Annotated in this window: 17 protein-coding genes and 6 tRNA genes; 12 read left to right on the plus strand and 11 right to left on the minus strand. The window is 62.8% G+C overall.

Features of this window, described 5'->3' with window-relative positions; genetic code table 11:
• Positions 1–2: 2 nt before the first annotated feature.
• From hemQ to G9U53_RS04360, 5 genes are all read left to right on the plus strand, one after another.
• Entirely contained in the window at positions 3–698 is a 696-nt protein-coding gene (gene hemQ / locus G9U53_RS04340) for a hydrogen peroxide-dependent heme synthase (RefSeq protein ID WP_003942644.1), read from the plus strand.
• A gap of 54 nt (positions 699–752) precedes the next feature.
• Positions 753–3029, plus strand: coding sequence for a molybdopterin guanine dinucleotide-containing S/N-oxide reductase (locus G9U53_RS04345; RefSeq protein WP_042449932.1), 2277 nt, complete (start codon positions 753–755; stop codon positions 3027–3029).
• Between the two features lie 82 nt (positions 3030–3111).
• A complete protein-coding gene (locus G9U53_RS04350; protein WP_244993305.1) occupies positions 3112–3585 on the plus strand; it encodes a YbaB/EbfC family nucleoid-associated protein in 474 nt (157 codons plus the stop codon).
• Entirely contained in the window at positions 3578–3889 is a 312-nt protein-coding gene (locus tag G9U53_RS04355; RefSeq protein WP_165638347.1) for a hypothetical protein, read from the plus strand. Before G9U53_RS04350 ends, G9U53_RS04355 begins: the two co-directional genes overlap by 8 nt.
• Positions 3889–4809, plus strand: a complete 921-nt coding sequence (locus G9U53_RS04360) for a hypothetical protein (protein WP_165638348.1) — start codon at positions 3889–3891, stop codon at positions 4807–4809. Before G9U53_RS04355 ends, G9U53_RS04360 begins: the two co-directional genes overlap by 1 nt.
• 54 nt (positions 4810–4863) lie before the next feature.
• On the opposite strand, the gene msrB is transcribed toward G9U53_RS04360, so the two are convergent.
• From msrB to G9U53_RS04380, 4 genes are read right to left on the minus strand one after another with little or no spacing between them, the layout of a single operon-like run.
• Positions 4864–5295: a peptide-methionine (R)-S-oxide reductase MsrB gene (msrB, locus tag G9U53_RS04365; RefSeq protein WP_003942631.1), complete on the minus strand. Its 432-nt coding sequence runs from the start codon at positions 5293–5295 to the stop codon at positions 4864–4866.
• Between the two features lie 9 nt (positions 5296–5304).
• The gene (locus G9U53_RS04370; protein WP_054828358.1) at positions 5305–6588 is read right to left on the minus strand and encodes a glycosyltransferase family 87 protein; all 1284 of its coding nucleotides are present in this window, start codon (positions 6586–6588) and stop codon (positions 5305–5307) included.
• 60 nt (positions 6589–6648) lie between these two features.
• Complete coding sequence (locus tag G9U53_RS04375; RefSeq protein WP_063316496.1) at positions 6649–8202, minus strand: alpha/beta hydrolase; 1554 nt, start codon at positions 8200–8202, stop codon at positions 6649–6651.
• 19 nt (positions 8203–8221) lie between these two features.
• Positions 8222–8971: a pyrimidine reductase family protein gene (locus tag G9U53_RS04380; RefSeq protein WP_165638349.1), complete on the minus strand. Its 750-nt coding sequence runs from the start codon at positions 8969–8971 to the stop codon at positions 8222–8224.
• A 43-nt stretch (positions 8972–9014) separates the two neighbouring features.
• On the opposite strand from G9U53_RS04380, the gene zapE reads away from it, so the two are divergent.
• Positions 9015–10031, plus strand: a complete 1017-nt coding sequence (zapE, locus tag G9U53_RS04385) for a cell division protein ZapE (protein ID WP_003942629.1) — start codon at positions 9015–9017, stop codon at positions 10029–10031.
• 12 nt (positions 10032–10043) lie between these two features.
• Here zapE and G9U53_RS04390 read toward each other — a convergent pair whose 3' ends face one another.
• Both G9U53_RS04390 and G9U53_RS04395 read right to left on the minus strand, forming a co-directional pair.
• Positions 10044–10577: a GNAT family N-acetyltransferase gene (locus G9U53_RS04390; protein ID WP_007732909.1), complete on the minus strand. Its 534-nt coding sequence runs from the start codon at positions 10575–10577 to the stop codon at positions 10044–10046.
• A 67-nt stretch (positions 10578–10644) separates the two neighbouring features.
• Positions 10645–11841, minus strand: a complete 1197-nt coding sequence (locus G9U53_RS04395) for an MFS transporter (protein WP_165638350.1) — start codon at positions 11839–11841, stop codon at positions 10645–10647.
• 116 nt (positions 11842–11957) lie between these two features.
• Between G9U53_RS04395 and G9U53_RS04400 the strand changes: the two genes are divergently transcribed.
• Both G9U53_RS04400 and G9U53_RS04405 read left to right on the plus strand, forming a co-directional pair.
• Positions 11958–13343 carry a GH1 family beta-glucosidase gene (locus G9U53_RS04400; protein WP_003942640.1) on the plus strand — a complete coding sequence of 462 codons (1386 nt, stop codon included), beginning with the start codon at positions 11958–11960 and terminating at the stop codon, positions 13341–13343.
• Between the two features lie 174 nt (positions 13344–13517).
• Positions 13518–13994 carry an alpha-isopropylmalate synthase regulatory domain-containing protein gene (locus G9U53_RS04405; RefSeq protein WP_042919911.1) on the plus strand — a complete coding sequence of 159 codons (477 nt, stop codon included), beginning with the start codon at positions 13518–13520 and terminating at the stop codon, positions 13992–13994.
• A gap of 146 nt (positions 13995–14140) precedes the next feature.
• Here G9U53_RS04405 and G9U53_RS04410 read toward each other — a convergent pair.
• From G9U53_RS04410 to G9U53_RS04430, 5 genes are all read right to left on the minus strand, one after another.
• A tRNA-Val gene (locus G9U53_RS04410) sits at positions 14141–14215 on the minus strand.
• Positions 14216–14231: 16 nt separating this feature from the next.
• A tRNA-Gly gene (locus G9U53_RS04415) sits at positions 14232–14307 on the minus strand.
• Positions 14308–14399: 92 nt separating this feature from the next.
• Positions 14400–14474: transfer RNA gene (locus tag G9U53_RS04420), tRNA-Val, on the minus strand.
• 1 nt (position 14475) lies between these two features.
• Positions 14476–14546: transfer RNA gene (locus G9U53_RS04425), tRNA-Cys, on the minus strand.
• Between the two features lie 25 nt (positions 14547–14571).
• Positions 14572–14644 (minus strand) — tRNA-Gly (locus tag G9U53_RS04430).
• A gap of 293 nt (positions 14645–14937) precedes the next feature.
• Here G9U53_RS04430 and G9U53_RS04435 point away from each other — a divergent pair.
• From G9U53_RS04435 to G9U53_RS04450, 4 genes are all read left to right on the plus strand, one after another.
• Positions 14938–15009 (plus strand) — tRNA-Val (locus G9U53_RS04435).
• Positions 15010–15180: 171 nt separating this feature from the next.
• Positions 15181–15633 (plus strand): TIGR02611 family protein, encoded by a 453-nt coding sequence (locus G9U53_RS04440; RefSeq protein ID WP_030536868.1) that lies wholly within the window; start codon positions 15181–15183, stop codon positions 15631–15633.
• A gap of 133 nt (positions 15634–15766) precedes the next feature.
• Positions 15767–17824: a threonine--tRNA ligase gene (gene thrS, locus G9U53_RS04445; RefSeq protein WP_063316453.1), complete on the plus strand. Its 2058-nt coding sequence runs from the start codon at positions 15767–15769 to the stop codon at positions 17822–17824.
• Complete coding sequence (locus tag G9U53_RS04450) at positions 17821–18375, plus strand: HIT domain-containing protein (protein WP_003943307.1); 555 nt, start codon at positions 17821–17823, stop codon at positions 18373–18375. The genes thrS and G9U53_RS04450 overlap by 4 nt, the downstream gene beginning before the upstream one ends.
• The last annotated feature ends 75 nt before the right edge of the window (positions 18376–18450 follow it).

Raw genomic sequence — 18450 nt, forward strand, 5'->3', positions numbered from 1 at the left:
CCATGGCACGCCTTGATTTCGACAAACTGAACTCTGAAATCCGTTACCTCATGTTCTCCGTGTTCCAGGTGGAACCCGGTGTGCTGGGCGATGATCGGGAAGCTGCGGTCAAGGACGCCCGCTTGTTCTTCGAGGGTCTCGAAGACAAGGGCGTCGTGGTTCGCGGGATCTACGACGTCGCCGGCCTGCGCGCCGACGCGGACTTCATGATCTGGACCCACGCGGCCACCATCGAGGAACTGCAGGCCGCGTACGCGGATTTTCGTCGCACCACGGTCCTCGGACAGGCCAGTGCTCCCATCTGGAGCAACTCGGCGGTGCACCGCCCCGCGGAGTTCAACAAGAGCCACGTGCCCTCGTTCATCGCGGGTGAGGATCCGGGCGACTACATCTGCGTCTACCCGTTCGTCCGCTCGTACGAGTGGTACCTGCTCCCCGACGAGGAGCGTCGCAAGATGCTCGCCGATCACGGTATGGCTGCTCGTTCGTACAAGGACGTTCGCGCCAACACGGTCCCGGCCTTCGCCCTGGGGGACTACGAGTGGATTCTCGCGTTCGAAGCACCCGAGCTCATTCGTATCGTCGATCTGATGCGCGATCTACGTGCCACCGAAGCTCGCTTGCACGTTCGCGAAGAGGTGCCGTTCTTCACCGGCCCGCGCGTGGACATCGAGAAGCTGGTTCTTTCCCTTCCCTGATCTGCTTCGAAAGTAGTTCCTGTGACAACTGCACCGAACCGGCGTCGTCAACACATGTCCCATTGGGGAATGTTCACCGCCGAATCGGTCGCCGGCGAGGTGACCGCCGTGCATCCGTACGAGGGTGATGCGAATCCTTCGCCGATGCTCGGGAACCTCGCCGGTTCGGTGCGCAGTCGGGCTCGTGTTTCGGGCCCGGCGGTGCGTCGGGGTTGGCTCGAGAACGGGCCGGGTCCCAGCGACCGACGTGGAGCCGACGAATTCGTCTCGGTCTCCTGGGACGAACTGACCGAACTCCTCTCGCGTGAACTGCGTCGCGTGGTCGACGCGCACGGAAACAACGCGATCTTCGGCGGCTCGTACGGCTGGGCCAGCGCCGGCCGATTCCATCACGCGCAGAGCCAAGTTCACCGATTTCTGAATCAGCTGGGTGGATACACCAAGTCAGTTCACAGCTACTCGCTCGGTGCCACCGGTGTCATCATGCCGCGTGTGGTCGGAACGCACTGGAAGTTGTTCGCGCGCTCCACGTCGTGGGACGTCATCGCGAAGCACTCCGAACTCCTCGTCTCGTTCGGGGGAGTGCCGATCAAGAACACCGGAGTCAATGCCGGTGGTACGAGTGATCATCCGACGCGCGGGGCGCTCGACGCGTTTCGTGCCCGCGGCGGAAAGATCGTCTCCTTCAGTCCGTTGCGTGACGACGTCGAGGGTGACTGCGAGTGGATCGCACCCGTTCCGGGAACCGACGTTGCAATCATGCTTGCCCTGGCGTTTGTCCTGGCGTCGGAGGACCTGCACGATCGCGATTTCCTGGGCCGTTTCTGCGTCGGTTACGAACGCTTCGAGGATTACCTGCTCGGACGTTCCGACGGTGTACCGAAGGATCCGCGCTGGGCGCAGAAGATCTCCGGTGTGTCGGCGGAGTTCATCACCGACCTGGCTCGGAGAATGGCGTCTGGCCGGACGCTGGTGACCGTCACGTGGTCGTTGCAACGCATCAAACACGGTGAACAGGCACCGTGGATGGGCGTGACACTCGCAGCGATGCTCGGCCAATTCGGGCTTCCGGGTGGAGGTTTCGGGCACGGCTACGGTTCGATGAACGAGCCGGGTCTGGCTCCGGTGCCGTATCCCTTGCCGACCTTCTCGCAAGGTGTGAATCCGGTGTCGGATTTCATTCCGGTAGCCGCGATTTCCGACCTGCTGCTTTCGCCCGGGGAGGAGTTCGACTACGACGGCCGACGCCTGACCTATCCTGACATCCGGTTGGTCTATTGGGCCGGTGGCAATCCGTTTCACCACCATCAGGATCTCCCGAGGCTGCGACGGGCATTTGCGCGTCCGGACACGATCGTCGTTCACGATCCGTACTGGACGCCGATGGCCCGCAACGCCGACATCGTGGTCCCGTCGACCACCTCGCTCGAACGAAATGACCTGAGCTGCACTCGAAACGACCCGCTTCTGGTCGCGATGCAGCAGGTCGTTCCACCTTTCGAGAACTCGCGTGACGACTACGACACGTTTGCCGCTCTGGCTTCTGCGCTCGGATTCGGGGAACAGTTCACAGAGGGGCGATCCTCACAGGAGTGGATCGAGCATCTCTACGGTCAATGGCGGCCGTTCGTCGATGCAGACGGCGGCAACACACCGACGTTCGAGGACTTCTGGGCAGAAGGGCACTACCGGATGCGAACCGAAGACAACCTCGTGCTCTTCGGTGACTTCCGTGAGAATCCCGAGAAATATCCGCTCTCGACTCCGAGTGGGAAGATCGAGATCTTCTCCGAGACCATCGAGTCCTTCGGCTACGACGACTGCGCCGGCCATCCGCGCTGGTACGAGCCCGACGAGTGGCTGGGTGGACCGCGAGCCTCGCAATTCCCGCTTCACTTGATCGCCAATCAGCCCAAGACGCGTCTGCACAGCCAACTCGATCACGGCGCTGCGAGCCAGGCGTCGAAGATTCAGGGACGCGAGCCGATTCGTATGCACCCCGATGCAGCGGCCGCGCGCGGCGTCTCGGCAGGAGACGTGGTGCGGGTGTTCAACGATCGCGGAGCGTGCCTTGCTGGTGTGATCGTCGACTCGGACTTGCGGAGCGACGTCGTCCAACTTTCCACCGGTGCCTGGTACGACCCGCTCGATCCTGCCGATCCCGACTCTCTGTGCGTGCACGGCAATCCCAACGTTCTGACACCGGACATCGGTACGTCGTCACTCTCGCACGGGTGCACCGGCCAGCACGTTCTGGTGCAGATCGAGAAATTCGACGGGGCCCTGCCGCCGGTCAAGGCGTTCGATCCGCCCGTGCTTCGTTCACGCTGACGGAACCGATCGGCCACCTCTCGCGTCGAACCTCGTGAGCGCCTGAATCAGGTGTCACGATCTATCGAAGGTGGGGGCCATCGTGAGTGCAGCGGATGTTGGTTCGATGCGGGGGCAAGTCGAAGTACTTCGGGCTCAGATCGGTTCGATGCAGCACGTTCTGTTGGAGCGGACTCGATCGCTGGCGGACTTGCAGGAGAGGATCGCTCGAGCGACGGCGAGCGCGCGTTCGAGTGACGGCAGCGTGGAAATCGTCGTCGACGCCTCGGGGGCGGTGGTGGGAGTCGATCTCTCGGGGAGTTCTTACGCCAAGCATTCGCCGGCAGCGTTGGGGAATCTGATCCTGGCTACGGCCGCGTCTGCGGCAGAAGACATACGCCGACAGGTTGCCGAGATGACGAAGCCGCTCACGGAGGCGGCCGGAATCGACTTGCCGGACCTGGTTCCGGGCGTGCTCGGATTGCGCGAGATTCTCGAACCTCGTCCGAGCTCCACACCGGCTTCCTGCGACGAGAACTGGGACCGCACCGTTCTGAGGAGCTCCGGCAATGTCTGAACTGGGCGTGAATGTGGCCGCGATGAAAAGTGCTGCACCAGCCTTCGCGGTGGTCGCTGGCGATCTCGACGAGGCGCGGAGCGCTCTCGACGCGGTGGTCGCCGCCGAAGAGGGTTGCTGGGGCACTGACCAGTTCGGATCCGCATTCTCAGGCGCATATGTTCCCGGTGCTGAGTCAGCAGTCGGTGGGATGACGCTGGTCGCGGGCGCGCTGCGCGAATTGACCGCCACGCTGATCGAGATCACCGATCGTTTCGAATCGATCGACACCTCGCTTGCCGACGACATGGCGGGTGGGCTCTGATGGGACTCGAGATTCCAGGCTGGTTACAGGCGGTTGCGTCGGTCGCGGTGGGCAGTGACTGGCCGCAAGGAGACGAAACGGCGCTGTGGAGGTTGGGTGATGCCTGGTCAGGCGCGGCTGATCGGATCGAGGCTTCGGCCGCTGCCGGTGGTTACGGATTGCAGGCAGTACTGGCATCGATCGACGGTCGAGCCGGCGACTCGTTGTCTCGGTATTGGTCCGAGGCCGGGGGAGTTGCGGAGGTCTTCGAGCGGTTGTCCTCTGCCGCGGCCGAACTGGGTCAGTCATGCACCGATACCGGCACGGACATCGAGTACACCAAACTGTCGATCCTCGCGGCGCTGGGCGCACTGGCGCTCGAGATTGCCGCCATGGTGGCGGCTGCTGTCCCGACACTGGGCGTCAGTACCGCCGGGGTCGTGGCGGCTGAGGTCGCAACAACACTCACGGTCCGAATGTTGTTGCAGCAATTGTTGATACGAGTGATCGAGGCTGCGGCAGTGGAAGCTGCCGCTGCCGTCTTCTCCGGCCTCGCCATTCAACTCGGGCAGATGACGATGGATCATCGCCAGTCGATCGACGGTGGCAAGGTCGTGACCGAGGGGCGCGACGGTTTCATCAAGGGACTTGCGAACGGAGGGTTGAAGACTACGCCGGATCGTGTCGGCCCTGACCCGAACCGGCTCCCGACCGGTTCGAGAGTGCAGGAGATCGCGCGGGGCGCCTTCGACGACGCGGTGTCGGGAGCGTCCGCTGCGATCGTGACGAAGGAAGTCACGGGCGGCGACGCCTCGTTGACGGACATCACTTCCGGCGCGATCGGTGGCGGGATCGGTTCCGTCAAAGACGGACTTGTCGCTCGCAACGAGGACCTGATTGCGGCTGGTCTGAGCCCGACTGCCCTGAACTGGGACTTCTGAATTGAAAGTCTCGGATCGTGGGCTACCAGTGACACGGGGTAGCCCACGACCTGGCTACTGAGCGGGCTTGAGAACCAGCGAGATCGAGTTGATGCAGTACCGCTGATCGGTCGGCGTCGGGTATCCCTCGCCCTCGAAGACGTGACCGAGGTGGCTATGGCACTTCTTGCAGATGACCTCGACCCGGCGCATTCCGAGTGAGCTGTCTTCTTTCAGGATCACGGCATCCGAATCCGCCGGATCGAAGAAGGACGGCCACCCGCAGTGCGATTCGAACTTCTCGGTGCTGCGGAACAGCTCGGCTCCGCACGCCCGGCAGGAGTAGACACCTTCCGTGGTGGTGTCGGTGTACTCGCCGACGAAGGGGCGTTCGGTGCCGGCTTGGCGCAGGACGGCGAACTCCTCCGGCGTCAGTTTTTCGCGCCACTCGCTCTCGGTGTACGTGACCTCAGGTGTGCTGTCGATGCCATCGTGTGAAGAACTCATGCCTCCACGCTAATGCTTTGTCGCCGTTTCGGCTTCGTGGGCAGGTGAGACGGCATCGAGTGGGGGATCGAGGAGGTACGCGGGATCGATTCCCCGATCCAAACGGCCCTCTCGACGCGCGACCAGATACCGGTATCCGAGGACACAGAAGATCACGATCAGCAGAAGGCTCCAGCCGAGGGTGCTCTTGGTGTATTCGGCCGCCCGGCCGAAGGTCGGCCAGCGGTTCGACCACCAGCTGTCGAACGTCATGAAGCCGTAGACGGCGAGCCAGGCCGGCCAGTTCCGCATGACCGAGTTCTTGAGCACCACGGACATCAGGAGCGGGAGCAGCATCATCGAGTAGTACATCTGGCCGAGCGAGGGCAGCAGGAACGACGCGGTCATGATCACACCGGTCGCGGTGGTGAGGAAGAAAAGTTCGTCGTTGCGGTAGTAGCGGTACAGAAGCCACAGCGAGACGACGACCATGGCGGCCAACACGACGCGCAAGAGCAGGATCAACCATTCGGGCAGACCGAAGTAAGCGCCGTTTCCGACAATCGAACTGTTGAAGTAGTCACGAGATTCGAGCAGGTACGGCACGGTGCGGCGGACGAAGTCCATCGGATCCGACGCCAGCGGCCATGCCACGACCGTGAGAATGAACGGGATGCCCAGGGCGGTGACGAACACCTTCCACTGACCGCGAACGAGTGGCAGCAGGAGCAGCGGCGCGAGAGTGGGTTTCACTGCGATGGTGAGACCGATCGCGGCGCCGGCCCACAGATCCTTCTTGCGCATCAGCAACAGGAGGAAGGCAACTTCGCCGAGCAGGACGAGGCCGTTGATGTTGGTGAACACCAACGTGTTGGTGACCGTCTCCGACATGAACGCGCCGAGCACCAGAATTGGCGCCGCGATGGAACTGATCGTCAGGTCGAACAAGCGCAACAGCAGGTAGAGAGCCACGAGAATGGCGACGGCATTGACACCGATGAACAGCCACCGTGAGCGCTCGGGATCGAGGATCGCCAGGGGGGCCATCAACAAGGAACCCGATGGTGGGTACAGGTAATGGGGGTCTACGGAGTTGAAATCTGCGGTGTAGACGTCGCGCCCGTTCCAGAACGCCAGCGCGGCGTTGTAGACCGGTCGGAAGTCATCGGTGATGGCGCCGTTGACTGCTGTGACGATGACACGATTGAGCACTGTCATCACGGCGATCGGCCACAAAACGAAGTTGACGACTTGTTGGGTTGTCCGCCCGGTACGCGGCTCGAGCTGTCGAAGGAACACTTCGGCACGGTACACCGGAGCAGGGTGTGATCGGGGGATGCACCCCTTTTCGGTCGTGGTGGACGAGCGCCCGAGTCAGGCTGGGCACACGCTTCCGTTACTGGGCAGGGAGGCGTCGCTGAGGTAGAGGCGCATCGCCTGTTGAGCGCAGGTGGATTGTGCCGCGGGGTGACCCGCACCTTGCCAGTCCAGAGTTGCGAAGCGCGATCCTGCATTGGTCACGACGCCGGTGACGGTCGAGAGTCCGGAGTTCCCGACGGCCGGGTCACCTTGACCGCTCAGCACGAGGACTGGGGGCTTCAACTGATTCGGCAGGGGGGAGTTGGCGGTCGACGGCCAGCTGGCGCACGCCAGCAACCCGAGCGCGGCTTCTCGCCCGAACACCGGATAGTTGGTGCCCCAGGTGTCCGCAAGCTCGCGCGCACGCCCGATGCCCGGCCATTGCATGCCGTCGGTGCACCGTCCGATGAACTGGCCGTCGCCGTCCACCTCGTTCTCCGCCCGGGCGGCGCGCTCTCGAATCGGCGAAGCGTTGCCGGTACCGAGCGCGGACAGAGCGTCGGACAGTGAGCGGGTCTCCTGCTCACGGTTGGTTCCGGCAGTCCACAGGCTGGCCGAAATCGCGTTCGACACCGCAGCGGCGGACAGCGGCTGGAATTCATCGGCTCGAGCGCGCTCCATCAAGTCCGTGACCGATTTCTTCGGATCAGGTCCGAGCGAGCACCCCAGCGCCACACATCGCTGAGCGAACGCGGTCAACGCGGCTTCCTCGCCCTGCACGCGACTCTCTGCCTCGGTGGCAGCGTCGGTGGCCACCGGAGCGGGAGAATCGAGGATCAACCTCGCGAGGTTGTTCGGGTGGGCCGCCGCATAGCTCAGCGCGATGTCCGAGCCGGACCCTGCCGACCACAGAGCGATGGTCTCGACGCCCCACCGTGTACGTAGAGCGTCGATGTCCTCGGCTGCGGAGTCGGCGCCGAACTTCAGTTCTTGAGGGTCGAGGTAGTCCGTGCAGGCAATGGTGGCGTCGTGACCGAGGGCCGCGACCGCATCGGCGGCGTCACCGGTGGTGTCCGAGTCGAATTGGCCCAGATCGTGAAGTCCGCGCCGAATCTCCGGCGTCATGCAGTCGATTGCGGTGGACCTGTCGATTCCGCGGCGATCGAGGGCAACCACCGGATGTTCGGCGAGAACCGTGTTCAAGCCGGAAGCGGCGAGCACGGCCAGAGAGTTTCCCGACGAACGATCGGTGCCCGATGTGAACACGATCGGATACGCGTCGGCAGGCGTCGACGAGGTCCGAGCGCGGGTCAAGCCGGCAGTGAAGTTGCCGTCGATGGCGCCGGTCACGTCGATGGGGGCATTGAATTCCGCGCATTCGAGAATGACGCCGGCGCTCGACGCCGCGAGAGCCTGGTCGGCGAGTGACGTGCCGGTGCAGTCTCGCCACGGTATGTCATCGGTCGGGACGCCAGGGTCAACCGGCGGCGCATCGGGCGACGGTCCCTCGCTCTGGGCAGGGCTGCCGTCGGTGCGGCCTTCGACCGCGACGGCGGGCCGAAGCGACGGACCGGCGCCGCACGCACAACACGTCGCGAGGACGACGGCCATCAAAGCAACTCTGCGCATGCCGACCAGAGTGCCAGGTTCACCGACGTGGCTGCTGACGAACCCATCGAGTGAGGATCGTGCCGTCCGTATCGCCGAGAATGTGCGCGGGACGCATGGCTGTGGGCATTGCGTTGGGGGAGAGGGAGATTCGGCCGACTTTGCTCCCCACCAGTTGAGGTGACGTGGTGATGCAGAGTTCGTCGACGGCATTGTCCTCGATCAACTGCCCGAAAAGTGACGGTCCGCCCTCGCACAGCACGTGACGGAGCTTGCGAGCCGACAAGGCCCTGTCGATGTCGCCGCTGGTGACGTTCGGTGAGTCCGTCACCTCCACCTGCGCTCCGGCAGATCTCAGCGCCGAAATTGCTGCGGAGTCCGCGTCGCGACCGACAACAAGGATCGGTGGAACTTCGGTATCGCGAAGGAGTCGGCTTTCGGGGTCGATCGACGCGTGCGCCGAGACGACGAGGATCGGTGGGACCGGAGCGAGGCCGTCGGCAGTGCGACGCGCCCGGGCTTCGTCCGAGACCTGCACACCCCCGTAGTTCTCGGCTCGCGCTGTGCCTGCGCCGACGAGGACGACGTCACAAAGTTCGCGCAAGATCCCGAATACCGACTTGTCTGCCGGTGTGCCCAGTCCACCGCTCACTCCGTCGACGGCGACGCACCCGTCGATGCTGGAAACGAAGTTCACGCGCATCCAGGGTTGCGAGAGGTTCTCCGGATAGGCGTACAAGCCGCGGAGTTCGTCGTCGTGGCCTGGTGTGAAGTAGGTCGCAATATCCATACGGTGCACATGAGAGATCACATCACGTAGATACCCTTGACGGATGCATGAACGTCTTGTCGATCGCAGCCCGGTGGTACCCGCCGATCAACTGGTAGCTCAAATGGTGCCTCCCGCAATGTTCGACGAGGTGAGTTTTGCGTCCTACATTCCTGATCCGAAGGAACCGAGCCAGGCAGCTGCTGTCGCCAAGGCCGAGGAATTCTCCAAGCGCGTCACCAAGATCCGTAGTGGTGGACGCCGCGGACTGTTCGGCAAGAAGACCCAGGCGACCGGCGCCGGCCTGTACCTCGACGGCGGGTTCGGTGTCGGTAAGACTCACTTGCTGGCGTCGATCTTCCACAGCGTTCCGTCGCCTAAGGCTTTCGGAACCTTCGTCGAGCTGACGCACGTCGTCGGCGCTCTCGGCTTCAACAAGGCGGTCGAAGCGCTCGCCGACCACAGCGTTCTCTGCATCGACGAGTTCGAGCTCGACGATCCGGGCGACACCATGCTCGTATCCCGCCTCCTTTCGGAGCTTTCCGCGCGCGGCGTGTCCATCGTCGCGACGTCGAACACGCTTCCCGGCCAGCTCGGGGAGGGTCGCTTCGCCGCCCAGGACTTCCTGCGCGAGATCAAGAAGCTCGGCTCGATCTTCGAGACGATTCGCGTCGACGGCCCCGACTACCGTCACCGCGATCTCCCGCCCGCACCCGAGCCCATCTCCTCGGAGGAGTTGGTCTCTCGGGCCGACGCCATCGACGGCGCCACGCTCGACAACTTCGACGAGCTGTGCAAGCACCTCAGCACCCTGCACCCGTCGCGGTACAACAAGCTGGTCGAGGGTGTGAAGGCCGTGTTCATCGACGGTGTCCACCCGGCAACGGATCAGTCCGTTGCACTGCGCATCGTGGTTCTCGCCGACCGCCTGTACGACGCGAGCATCCCGGTCACCGTTTCCGGCGCACGCCTCGACGAGATCTTCACTCCCGAGATGCTCGCCGGTGGGTACAAGAAGAAGTACTTGCGCGCGACCTCGCGCCTGCTCGCACTTTCTCGTTTCGAGGTCGCGGCCGGCTAGTCTGCACGCCTGTCAGCTGACGGGGCGCTCCATCACGAAATCGTGGTGGAGTTGTGCGCCCACGAGGAAAGTCTTCGTGCCGACCTGGGTGAAACCGTGCTTTGCGTAGAACTTCTGGGCGCGCAGGTTCTCCTGATTGACGCCCAGCCAGATCCCGGCACTTCCGCTGCGTCGTGCGTGGTCGACAACCGCGTCCATCAAGGATGCTGCCGCGCCGGTTCCGTGGTTACCCGGAAGCACGTACAACTTGCTCAGTTCCGTTGTCGGGCGAAGTGTCACAGCAGCTTTGACGTCCGGGTCGGAGGGCTCGTCGTCGACAAGCATCGCGTAGCCGACGATCGAACCGTCGCGAATGACCTTGAGAACGGTTCGCGTCGGATCGGTCAGGTACTCGGAGAACTTGTCGACGGAGAGAACGTTGTCGATGAAGGCACTGATGTCGTCGTCCGACGCGTCGGGCGGACACGCCAGTGGAAATGTCACCGCTGCCACGTCGGCGATTGCTTCGGAATCCCAGATCCCGGCCCGGTCAACGGTGATCGTCACGTCAGTTTCTGCCTCTCGCGCACACAATTCGGTCGATCAAGTACACCACTTTCCTCGGGCGCAATGCTCAAGCGGCGTTCTCGGCGACCGGAGTTGTGGCTCGTTTCGGTGCGAACGCGGGAGCAAGAACTATCAAGATCGCGCAGAACGCCAGCGGAATCAGGAACCCGATTCGAAGGTCACTGAAGGCGGCGACCGCGCCGACGATGCCGCCGCCGACGACTGTGCCGACGTAGTTGAAGAGGTTGATGCGTGCGATCACCGCATCGACCTGATCCGGGGGAGCCATCCTGCCGGCAGCGCTGAAGCAGATCGGAGCGATCACCGGTACCCCGAGCCCGACGATGAGGAACCCGGCGATGGCAACGGCGGGAGATTGCGCGAGGACGGCAACTGTCATACCGACTACGCCGATGAGAGAGCCGATCCGCACGACGGTGGTCTCACCGAATTTCCCGACCCAGTAGTCCCCGGTCAGTCGTGCGACAAGTGCCGCGATCTGATACGCCGCCACGGAAAGGGCAGCGGTCCCGGCGTCGGCGAGCAGTTCGTCCTTGACGTACAGAGTCGACCAGTTTCCGACGCTGAAGTCGACCGCGTAGAACAATGCCATCGCGACGCCGAGGAGGACGAAGGCGCGGGTGGGTACCGCGAATTTCGCGGTGCTCGTGATGTTTGCCTCGGCAACCGGAGACTCGGACCGATCGAGCAGTTGCGGGCCGAAGGCCAGAAGCATCAGTCCGACAACAACTCCCGCGATCACCTGCGTGACGCGGATCGAAATGTCGAGGCCTGCGGTAGCAGAGATGAACAGGGCGCCGACAATCGCTCCGACGCTCCAGGAAGCATGGAACGAGGAGAGGATGAAGCGGCCCTTGGCGTGTTGGATCGAGACTGCCTGCATGTTGGCGGCCGCGTCGACCATGCCGAGTCCGATGCCGTAGATCGCCAGGAAGACGAAGAACATCGCTGCGTTGGGCGCAATTCCGGTTGCCCCGCCGAAGACTGCGATGACGGCGAGCCCAGTTCGCAGGGTCATCTTGCTCGACGTTCTCACGGCCAGCATCTCGGCGAGCACGCTGCCGAGCCCGGCGATGACGGACACGGTGACAACCGCAACCACAACCAGTGTCTCGCTCAGCTCGAACAAGTCCTTGTACTGCGGCAGCTGCGTCAGAATGGCGGCGAGCAGAAATCCTTGAAGTCCGAAGGCCACCGAAGTCGCGATCCGAGCCCTCGTCAGGGTGCGGGTGTTATCCGTCATCAAGCAGGGCCTTTGTCTCGTTCGTTCGGTTAGGCCGAACGGTACTGGATCTTGATACTGGTCGAGTGTCCAACAAAGCTGCGTGTTTTGCACGGTTCTTTGATTAACTGACCGACATGACTCGGCAGCCGACACCAGAATTTCCGACTTCCTTCGTCTGGGGAACCGCCACTGCGGCCTATCAAATCGAAGGAGCTGTGGCCGAAGACGGTCGCGGACCGTCGATCTGGGACGAGTTCTGTGACCGTCCCGGTGTTGTCGTCGGGGGCGACACCGGGACGGTCGCTGCCGATCATTATCACCGCTGGGAGTCGGACATCGAGCTGATGAATCAGCTCGGGCTCGACGCTTATCGGCTGTCTCTGTCGTGGTCGCGCATTCTGCCCACCGGATCGGGGGCAGTGAATGCGAAGGGGCTCGACTTCTACGACCGCCTGATCGACCGACTGTGTTCGGCGGGAATTACTGCCGCTGTCACGCTCTTTCACTGGGATCTGCCCCTTGCCTTGCAGGAGCAGGGCGGCTGGATGAACCGCGACACCTCGTATCGGCTGGGGGAGTATGCGCAGGTCGTCGGCGAGCGGCTGTCGGATCGGGTCGGAATGTGGATGCCGCTCAACGAACCAGTTGTGCACACGCTTTACGGGCATGCCCTCGGAGTTCACGCCCCCGGACTGGCCTTGGGGTTCGAGGCTTTCCAAGCCGCACATCACCAGCTGCTCGGGCATGGCCTCGCTGTCGAAGCGCTTCGGGCAACCGGATGCACGAACATCGGAATCGCCTCGAACCATGCTCCGGTGCGTGCCGCTTCGGATTCGCCGGAAGACGTGATGGCTGCCGACATCTACGACCACGTCGTCAATTGGATGTTCGCCGACCCGGTTCTGGTCGGGAAGTACCCGGCCGACGAATTCGCTCAGCTGCTCAGCGGTCCTGTCGACGAGGACTTGAAAATCATCGGGGCGCCGCTCGACTGGTACGGGATCAACTACTACGAGCCGACGATGATTGCTGCTCCGGTGGAAGGCCAGGGGACCGAAGGTGTGCTCGAAGTCGACCTGCCTCCGGGCCTGCCCTTTGCCCCTGTCGCGATTACCGGTTATCCCACAACCGATTTCGGTTGGCCGATCGTTCCCGAGGGGCTGGGCGAGATCTTGCGGACGTTCCACGCCCGCTTCGGTGACGCACTGCCGCCGATCTACATCACCGAAAGCGGATGTTCATTCCACGACGCCCCGGATGCCGCAGGCGTCGTCGACGACGAAGCACGAATCGACTACCACGATGCGCACCTTCGCGCCCTCCGATCGGCAATGGACGACGGTGTCGACGTCCGCGGTTATTTTGTGTGGTCACTTCTCGACAACTTCGAATGGGCTGCGGGATACAAAGAGCGATTCGGCCTGGTGCACGTCGATTTCGACACCCAGAAGCGCACTCCGAAGACCTCGTTCGAGTGGTATCGCGCCCTCATCGCCGAGCACAAAGCGGCTCAGGTCTGACCTGTGCGGAGTCGGTCTGGGTTGCATTCTCGAACCGGGCCGCCTACCCTCGTCTCTCATGAAGCGAATTCTCGTAGTAAGCCGCCGTAGCGGGGTCTGAATCGGACCGACCCCTCGCTGCGGGTCGTCTTGCTACTAGTTGGTCCTCCACTTCATTCCAGGAAGACCACGATCATGACTTACAACTTCGCTTTCGCTTCTGATTCTTCTTCTGCTGCTGATCCCTTCGCGGCGCGTCACGGCAAATCTCTGCCCGCCGGCTTGCGTGCCGAATGCTCAGCGATGTCGTGGACCGAGTTCGAGTCCACGTATGCGGCTATGAGCGGCCCGATCCGTCTGGGTGCGTGGTCCTCCGAGAAGATTGCGCCGGGTCGTTGGGCCTTCGAAGCGACTCTCGGTCTGGGGGAGCGTATCCAGAAAGCGTCCGCCACCTCGACCGGCGCGATCTCGGCCATGACGTCGATGCTGCACGACGCGGGAATCTCGCTCGAGATCCTGTCTTTCCATCAGCACCAGATCGGCCACCGCACTGCGACGTTCATCTTCACCGAGTGCGACGGCCGTCGGAGCTGGGCGATGGGTATTGCGGAGTCGTCGACGGAGTCCTCGCTGCGCGCGATGACTTCGGCAGCGAACCGCTTCTCTCACTGAGCGGTTACAACAATCTGATCAGCTACATCAACCGCAGTACTGACGTGGATGCCCGAGGGGGCTTGCGTCAGTACTGCGGCCCGTGTGTTCGGCGCTCGAACGCAAAAAGCCGGAACCCTGAGGTTCCGGCTTCTTGCATTCTCAAATGGTGCGCGATACTGGGATTGAACCAGTGACCTCTTCCGTGTCAGGGAAGCGCTCTCCCGCTGAGCTAATCGCGCGGGTTCTGGAGAAAAATGGAGCGGACGACGGGATTCGAACCCGCGACCCCAACCTTGGCAAGGTTGTGCGCTACCAGCTGCGCCACGTCCGCATGAGCAATGAACTCCGTTACCGGAACTCAGTACTTTTCTAACTTATCAGACCTGCAAGCAGGTCTTGACCACCAGGCCCTAGGGCCTGACGTGGTGCGCGATACTGGGATTGAACCAGTGACCTCTTCCGTGTCAGGGAAGCGCTCTCCCGCTGAGCTAATCGCGCGAGGTGGAGACGGGAATCGAACCCGTGTGCACGGCTTTGCAGGCCGTTGCCTCACCACTCGGCCACTCCACCGTAAAAGGTTGAGTCACACCTCTCGAGCGGACGACGGGATTCGAACCCGCGACCCCAACCTTGGCAAGGTTGTGCGCTACCAGCTGCGCCACGTCCGCATCGCACCGTGTTGCTTGGGGAGCTGCTCGCTCTCCTCGGTGCGTTGGAAACATTAGCCGACCGTGTCGGATACACACAAATCCCCAGCTCAGTGGCGTGTTCGGAGTCGAATCGGCCCGTCGCGCACGTTGCAACTGTCCGTCTTGGCGATGAATACGGTCTGAAATCAGTTCGAATTCGTAGATTTCGGGGTCGCCTGGAGCAAAACGAATGCCAACCTGGTGATTCGTATTCATCGCGCAGCCGTGTTAATGTTCCAACTCGTTCGAGCGCATGCGTTCGGATGACTTACGGTCCCGTGGCTCAGTGGGAGAGCGTCCGCTTCACACGCGGAAGGTCGCTGGTTCGATCCCAGCCGGGACCACAGAAAAACACTGAAGGCGTTCCCGATCATCGGGGACGCCTTCAGTCGTTTGAGAGCACAGCTGTTCGAGGGCACGGTTATTTCGGCATGCAGACCGTCGTCGCAGGTCGCCGGGCGACGATTTCGGTAGCCTGGTCGAAGAGACATTTCGCGACCGAAAAGGTGACTGCTTTGAGTACCGAAAAGGTCGATTCTTCCGTCGACGATTCAGACCTGTCCGTCTTCCAGGACGCAGAGTCCCGCTGGGAGCGGTGGCGCGCGGGAATCGCCGCGCGGCCCACCCTCAATCTTGCGTACCGCATCGGCGTCGGAGTCGTGGGCACGATCGTGTTCGCCGCCGGCATCGTGGCTATTCCGTACCCCGGGCCCGGTTGGCTCATCGTTTTCGCCGGCCTCGGCATCCTGGCGTCGGAGTTCGCGTGGGCACATCGACTCCTTCATTTCGCGAAGGCGCGATACGACCGGTTCATGGAATGGTTCGGCAAGCAGTCGCTGTTCGTCAAAGGGTTGGGCGTTCTGTTCACCACAGTGATCGTCTTGGCGACTTTGTGGGTGCTCGGCACTTTCGGCCTGATCGGGACATGGGTGGGCCTGGACTACTCGTGGCTCGAGTCGCCGCTGTGAGTTGAACGCGGCCCGGTTTCCTTCACTCGGTTGTCTCACCATGTCGGTAGGGCCGATAACATGATCGTGCGCGTGCTCGCAGTGGGTACGACGCCTGTCTAACTTGTCGCAATACCTTTAGGAGCACATCGCCGTGACCAGTCCCGCGCCAGAGCACTCAGCCGCCCCACTTCGGGTGCCCGCGGGGACGACCGCCGGGACTGCAGTGCGCGAAGCCGGATACCCCACGAAGGGGCCCGACGTGATCGTCGTTGTCCGCGATGGCGAGGGAACGCTCAAGGATCTGTCGTGGACACCTGATGTCGATGTCGACGTCGAGCCGGTGGCAGCATCCACCGAAGACGGCCGCAGCGTCATCCGGCACTCCGCGGCCCACGTCCTCGCGCAGGCGGTTCAGAAAGAATTCCCCGACGCGAAGCTCGGCATCGGTCCGCCGATCAAGGACGGCTTCTACTACGACTTCGCGGTGGACCGCCCGTTCACTCCGGAGGATCTGGCCAAGCTCGAAAAGCGTATGAAGCAGATCATCAAGGGATCACAGCGCTTTTCGCGTCGAGTGGTCGATTCGATCGAGGACGCTCGGGTCGAGTTGGCCGACGAGCCGTTCAAGCTCGAATTGATCGACGACAAGTCCGGTATCGACGATCCCGAGATCATGGAGGTGGGCGGCAACGAGCTGACCATCTACGACAATCTCGATCCTCGTACCGGCGACAAGATCTGGTCCGATCTGTGCCGCGGCCCGCACATTCCGACCACCAAGCACATCCCGGCCTTCAAGTTGACCCGAAGCTCCGCCGCCTACTGGCGTGGCAACCAGGACAACGCCGATCTTCAGCGTGTCTACGGCACTGCGTGGGAGTCCACCGAGGCTCAGGACGAATACCTCGAACTGCTCGCCGAGGCCGAGCGTCGTGATCACCGCAAGCTCGGTACCGAACTGGACCTCTTCAGCTTCCCCGACGAGCTCGGTTCGGGTCTGCCGGTGTTCCATCCCAAGGGCGGCATCATCCGCACCGAGATGGAGAACTACTCGCGCAGCCGCCACATCGAGGCGGGCTACGAGTTCGTCAACACTCCGCACATCACCAAGGGGCATCTGTACGAGGTTTCCGGTCACCTCGACTGGTACCGCGACGGCATGTTCCCGGCGATGCACGTCGACGAGGAACTGAACGAGGACGGCACCGTGCGCAAGCCGGGCCAGGACTACTACCTCAAGCCGATGAACTGCCCGATGCACAACCTGATCTTCCGTGCTCGCGGACGCTCGTACCGTGAATTGCCGTTGCGGCTCTTCGAATTCGGCTCGGTCTACCGCTACGAGAAGTCCGGCGTCATCCACGGACTGACCCGCGTGCGCGGCATGACCCAGGACGACGCTCACATCTACTGCACCCGTGAGCAGATGCGCGACGAGCTGACCACCACCCTGCAGTTCGTTCTGAACCTGCTCAAGGACTACGGCCTCGACGACTTCTACCTCGAACTGTCCACCAAAAACCCGGACAAGTTCGTCGGTAGCGACGACGTCTGGGAAGAGGCGACCGCAACGCTCGCCGAGGTCGGCGAAGCTTCCGGCCTGACGCTGGTGCCGGATCCGGGCGGAGCCGCCTTCTACGGTCCCAAGATTTCCGTTCAGGTCAAGGACGCCCTCGGCCGCACCTGGCAGATGTCGACCATCCAGCTCGACTTCAACCTGCCCGAGCGGTTCGAGCTCGAATACACCGGCAACGACGGCGTCAAGACTCGTCCGGTCATGATCCACCGCGCGCTGTTCGGCTCGATCGAACGGTTCTTCGGTGTGCTGACCGAGCACTACGCCGGCGCTTTCCCAGCGTGGCTGGCACCGGTGCAGGTTGTCGGAATCCCGGTGGCCGAGGCGTTCGCCGATCACCTGTTCGACGTCACGAAGAAGCTCAAGGCTGCCGGTGTGCGCGCCGAGGTCGACTTCAGTGACGACCGTATGCAGAAGAAGATCCGTAACCACACCACGCAGAAGGTCCCGTTCATGCTCCTCGCGGGCGAGCGTGACGTGGAGGCCGGCGCGGTCAGCTTCCGTTTCCGTGACGGCACGCAGATCAACGGCATTCCCGTCGACGACGCCGTCCGGATCATCACCGAGTGGATCGGCCGCCGCGAGAACGCCTCGCCGACAGCCGAACTGGTGCAGCCAAGCGTGGCGCAGTGAGCGCCCCCGGTGACGACGGTCCGGGTTCGCTGATCGACCACGGCGTCGGTGACCCTGACCATTTGCAGCGCATTTGGTCGCCGCATCGGATGTCGTACATCACCGAGGCGCCCAACACGCCGGGCACGACGGGTGAACCGTTCATCGACATTCCGAAGATGTCGGACGAAGAAGGACTGATCGTTGCCCGCGGTGAGCATGTCTATGCGGTTCTGAACCTGTATCCGTACAACCCGGGGCACCTGATGGTGGTTCCGTACCGCAAGGTCGCGGCACTCGAAGACCTGACGCCGGAGGAGAGCGCCGAGTTGATGGCGTTCACCCAGCAGGCGTTGCGGGTGATCAAGAGCGTGTCGAATCCTCACGGATTCAACGTCGGCCTGAATCTCGGTGCCGCTGCGGGCGGTTCGCTGTCCGAGCACCTTCACCAACACGTAGTGCCACGTTGGGGCGGCGACGCCAACTTCATCACCGTGCTCGGTGGGGTCAAGGTGATGCCGCAATTGCTGCGGGAGACCAGGGGACTACTCGCCGGTGCCTGGCAACAATAGGTTGACGCATCCGGCTTCATGGCAGGATGCATTGCTGCAACGAGTTCCGAACCGGAACTCACGACGGGGAGGGTT

The organism is Rhodococcus sp. D-46, assembly GCF_011290655.1.
GTDB lineage: Bacteria > Actinomycetota > Actinomycetes > Mycobacteriales > Mycobacteriaceae > Rhodococcus_F > Rhodococcus_F qingshengii.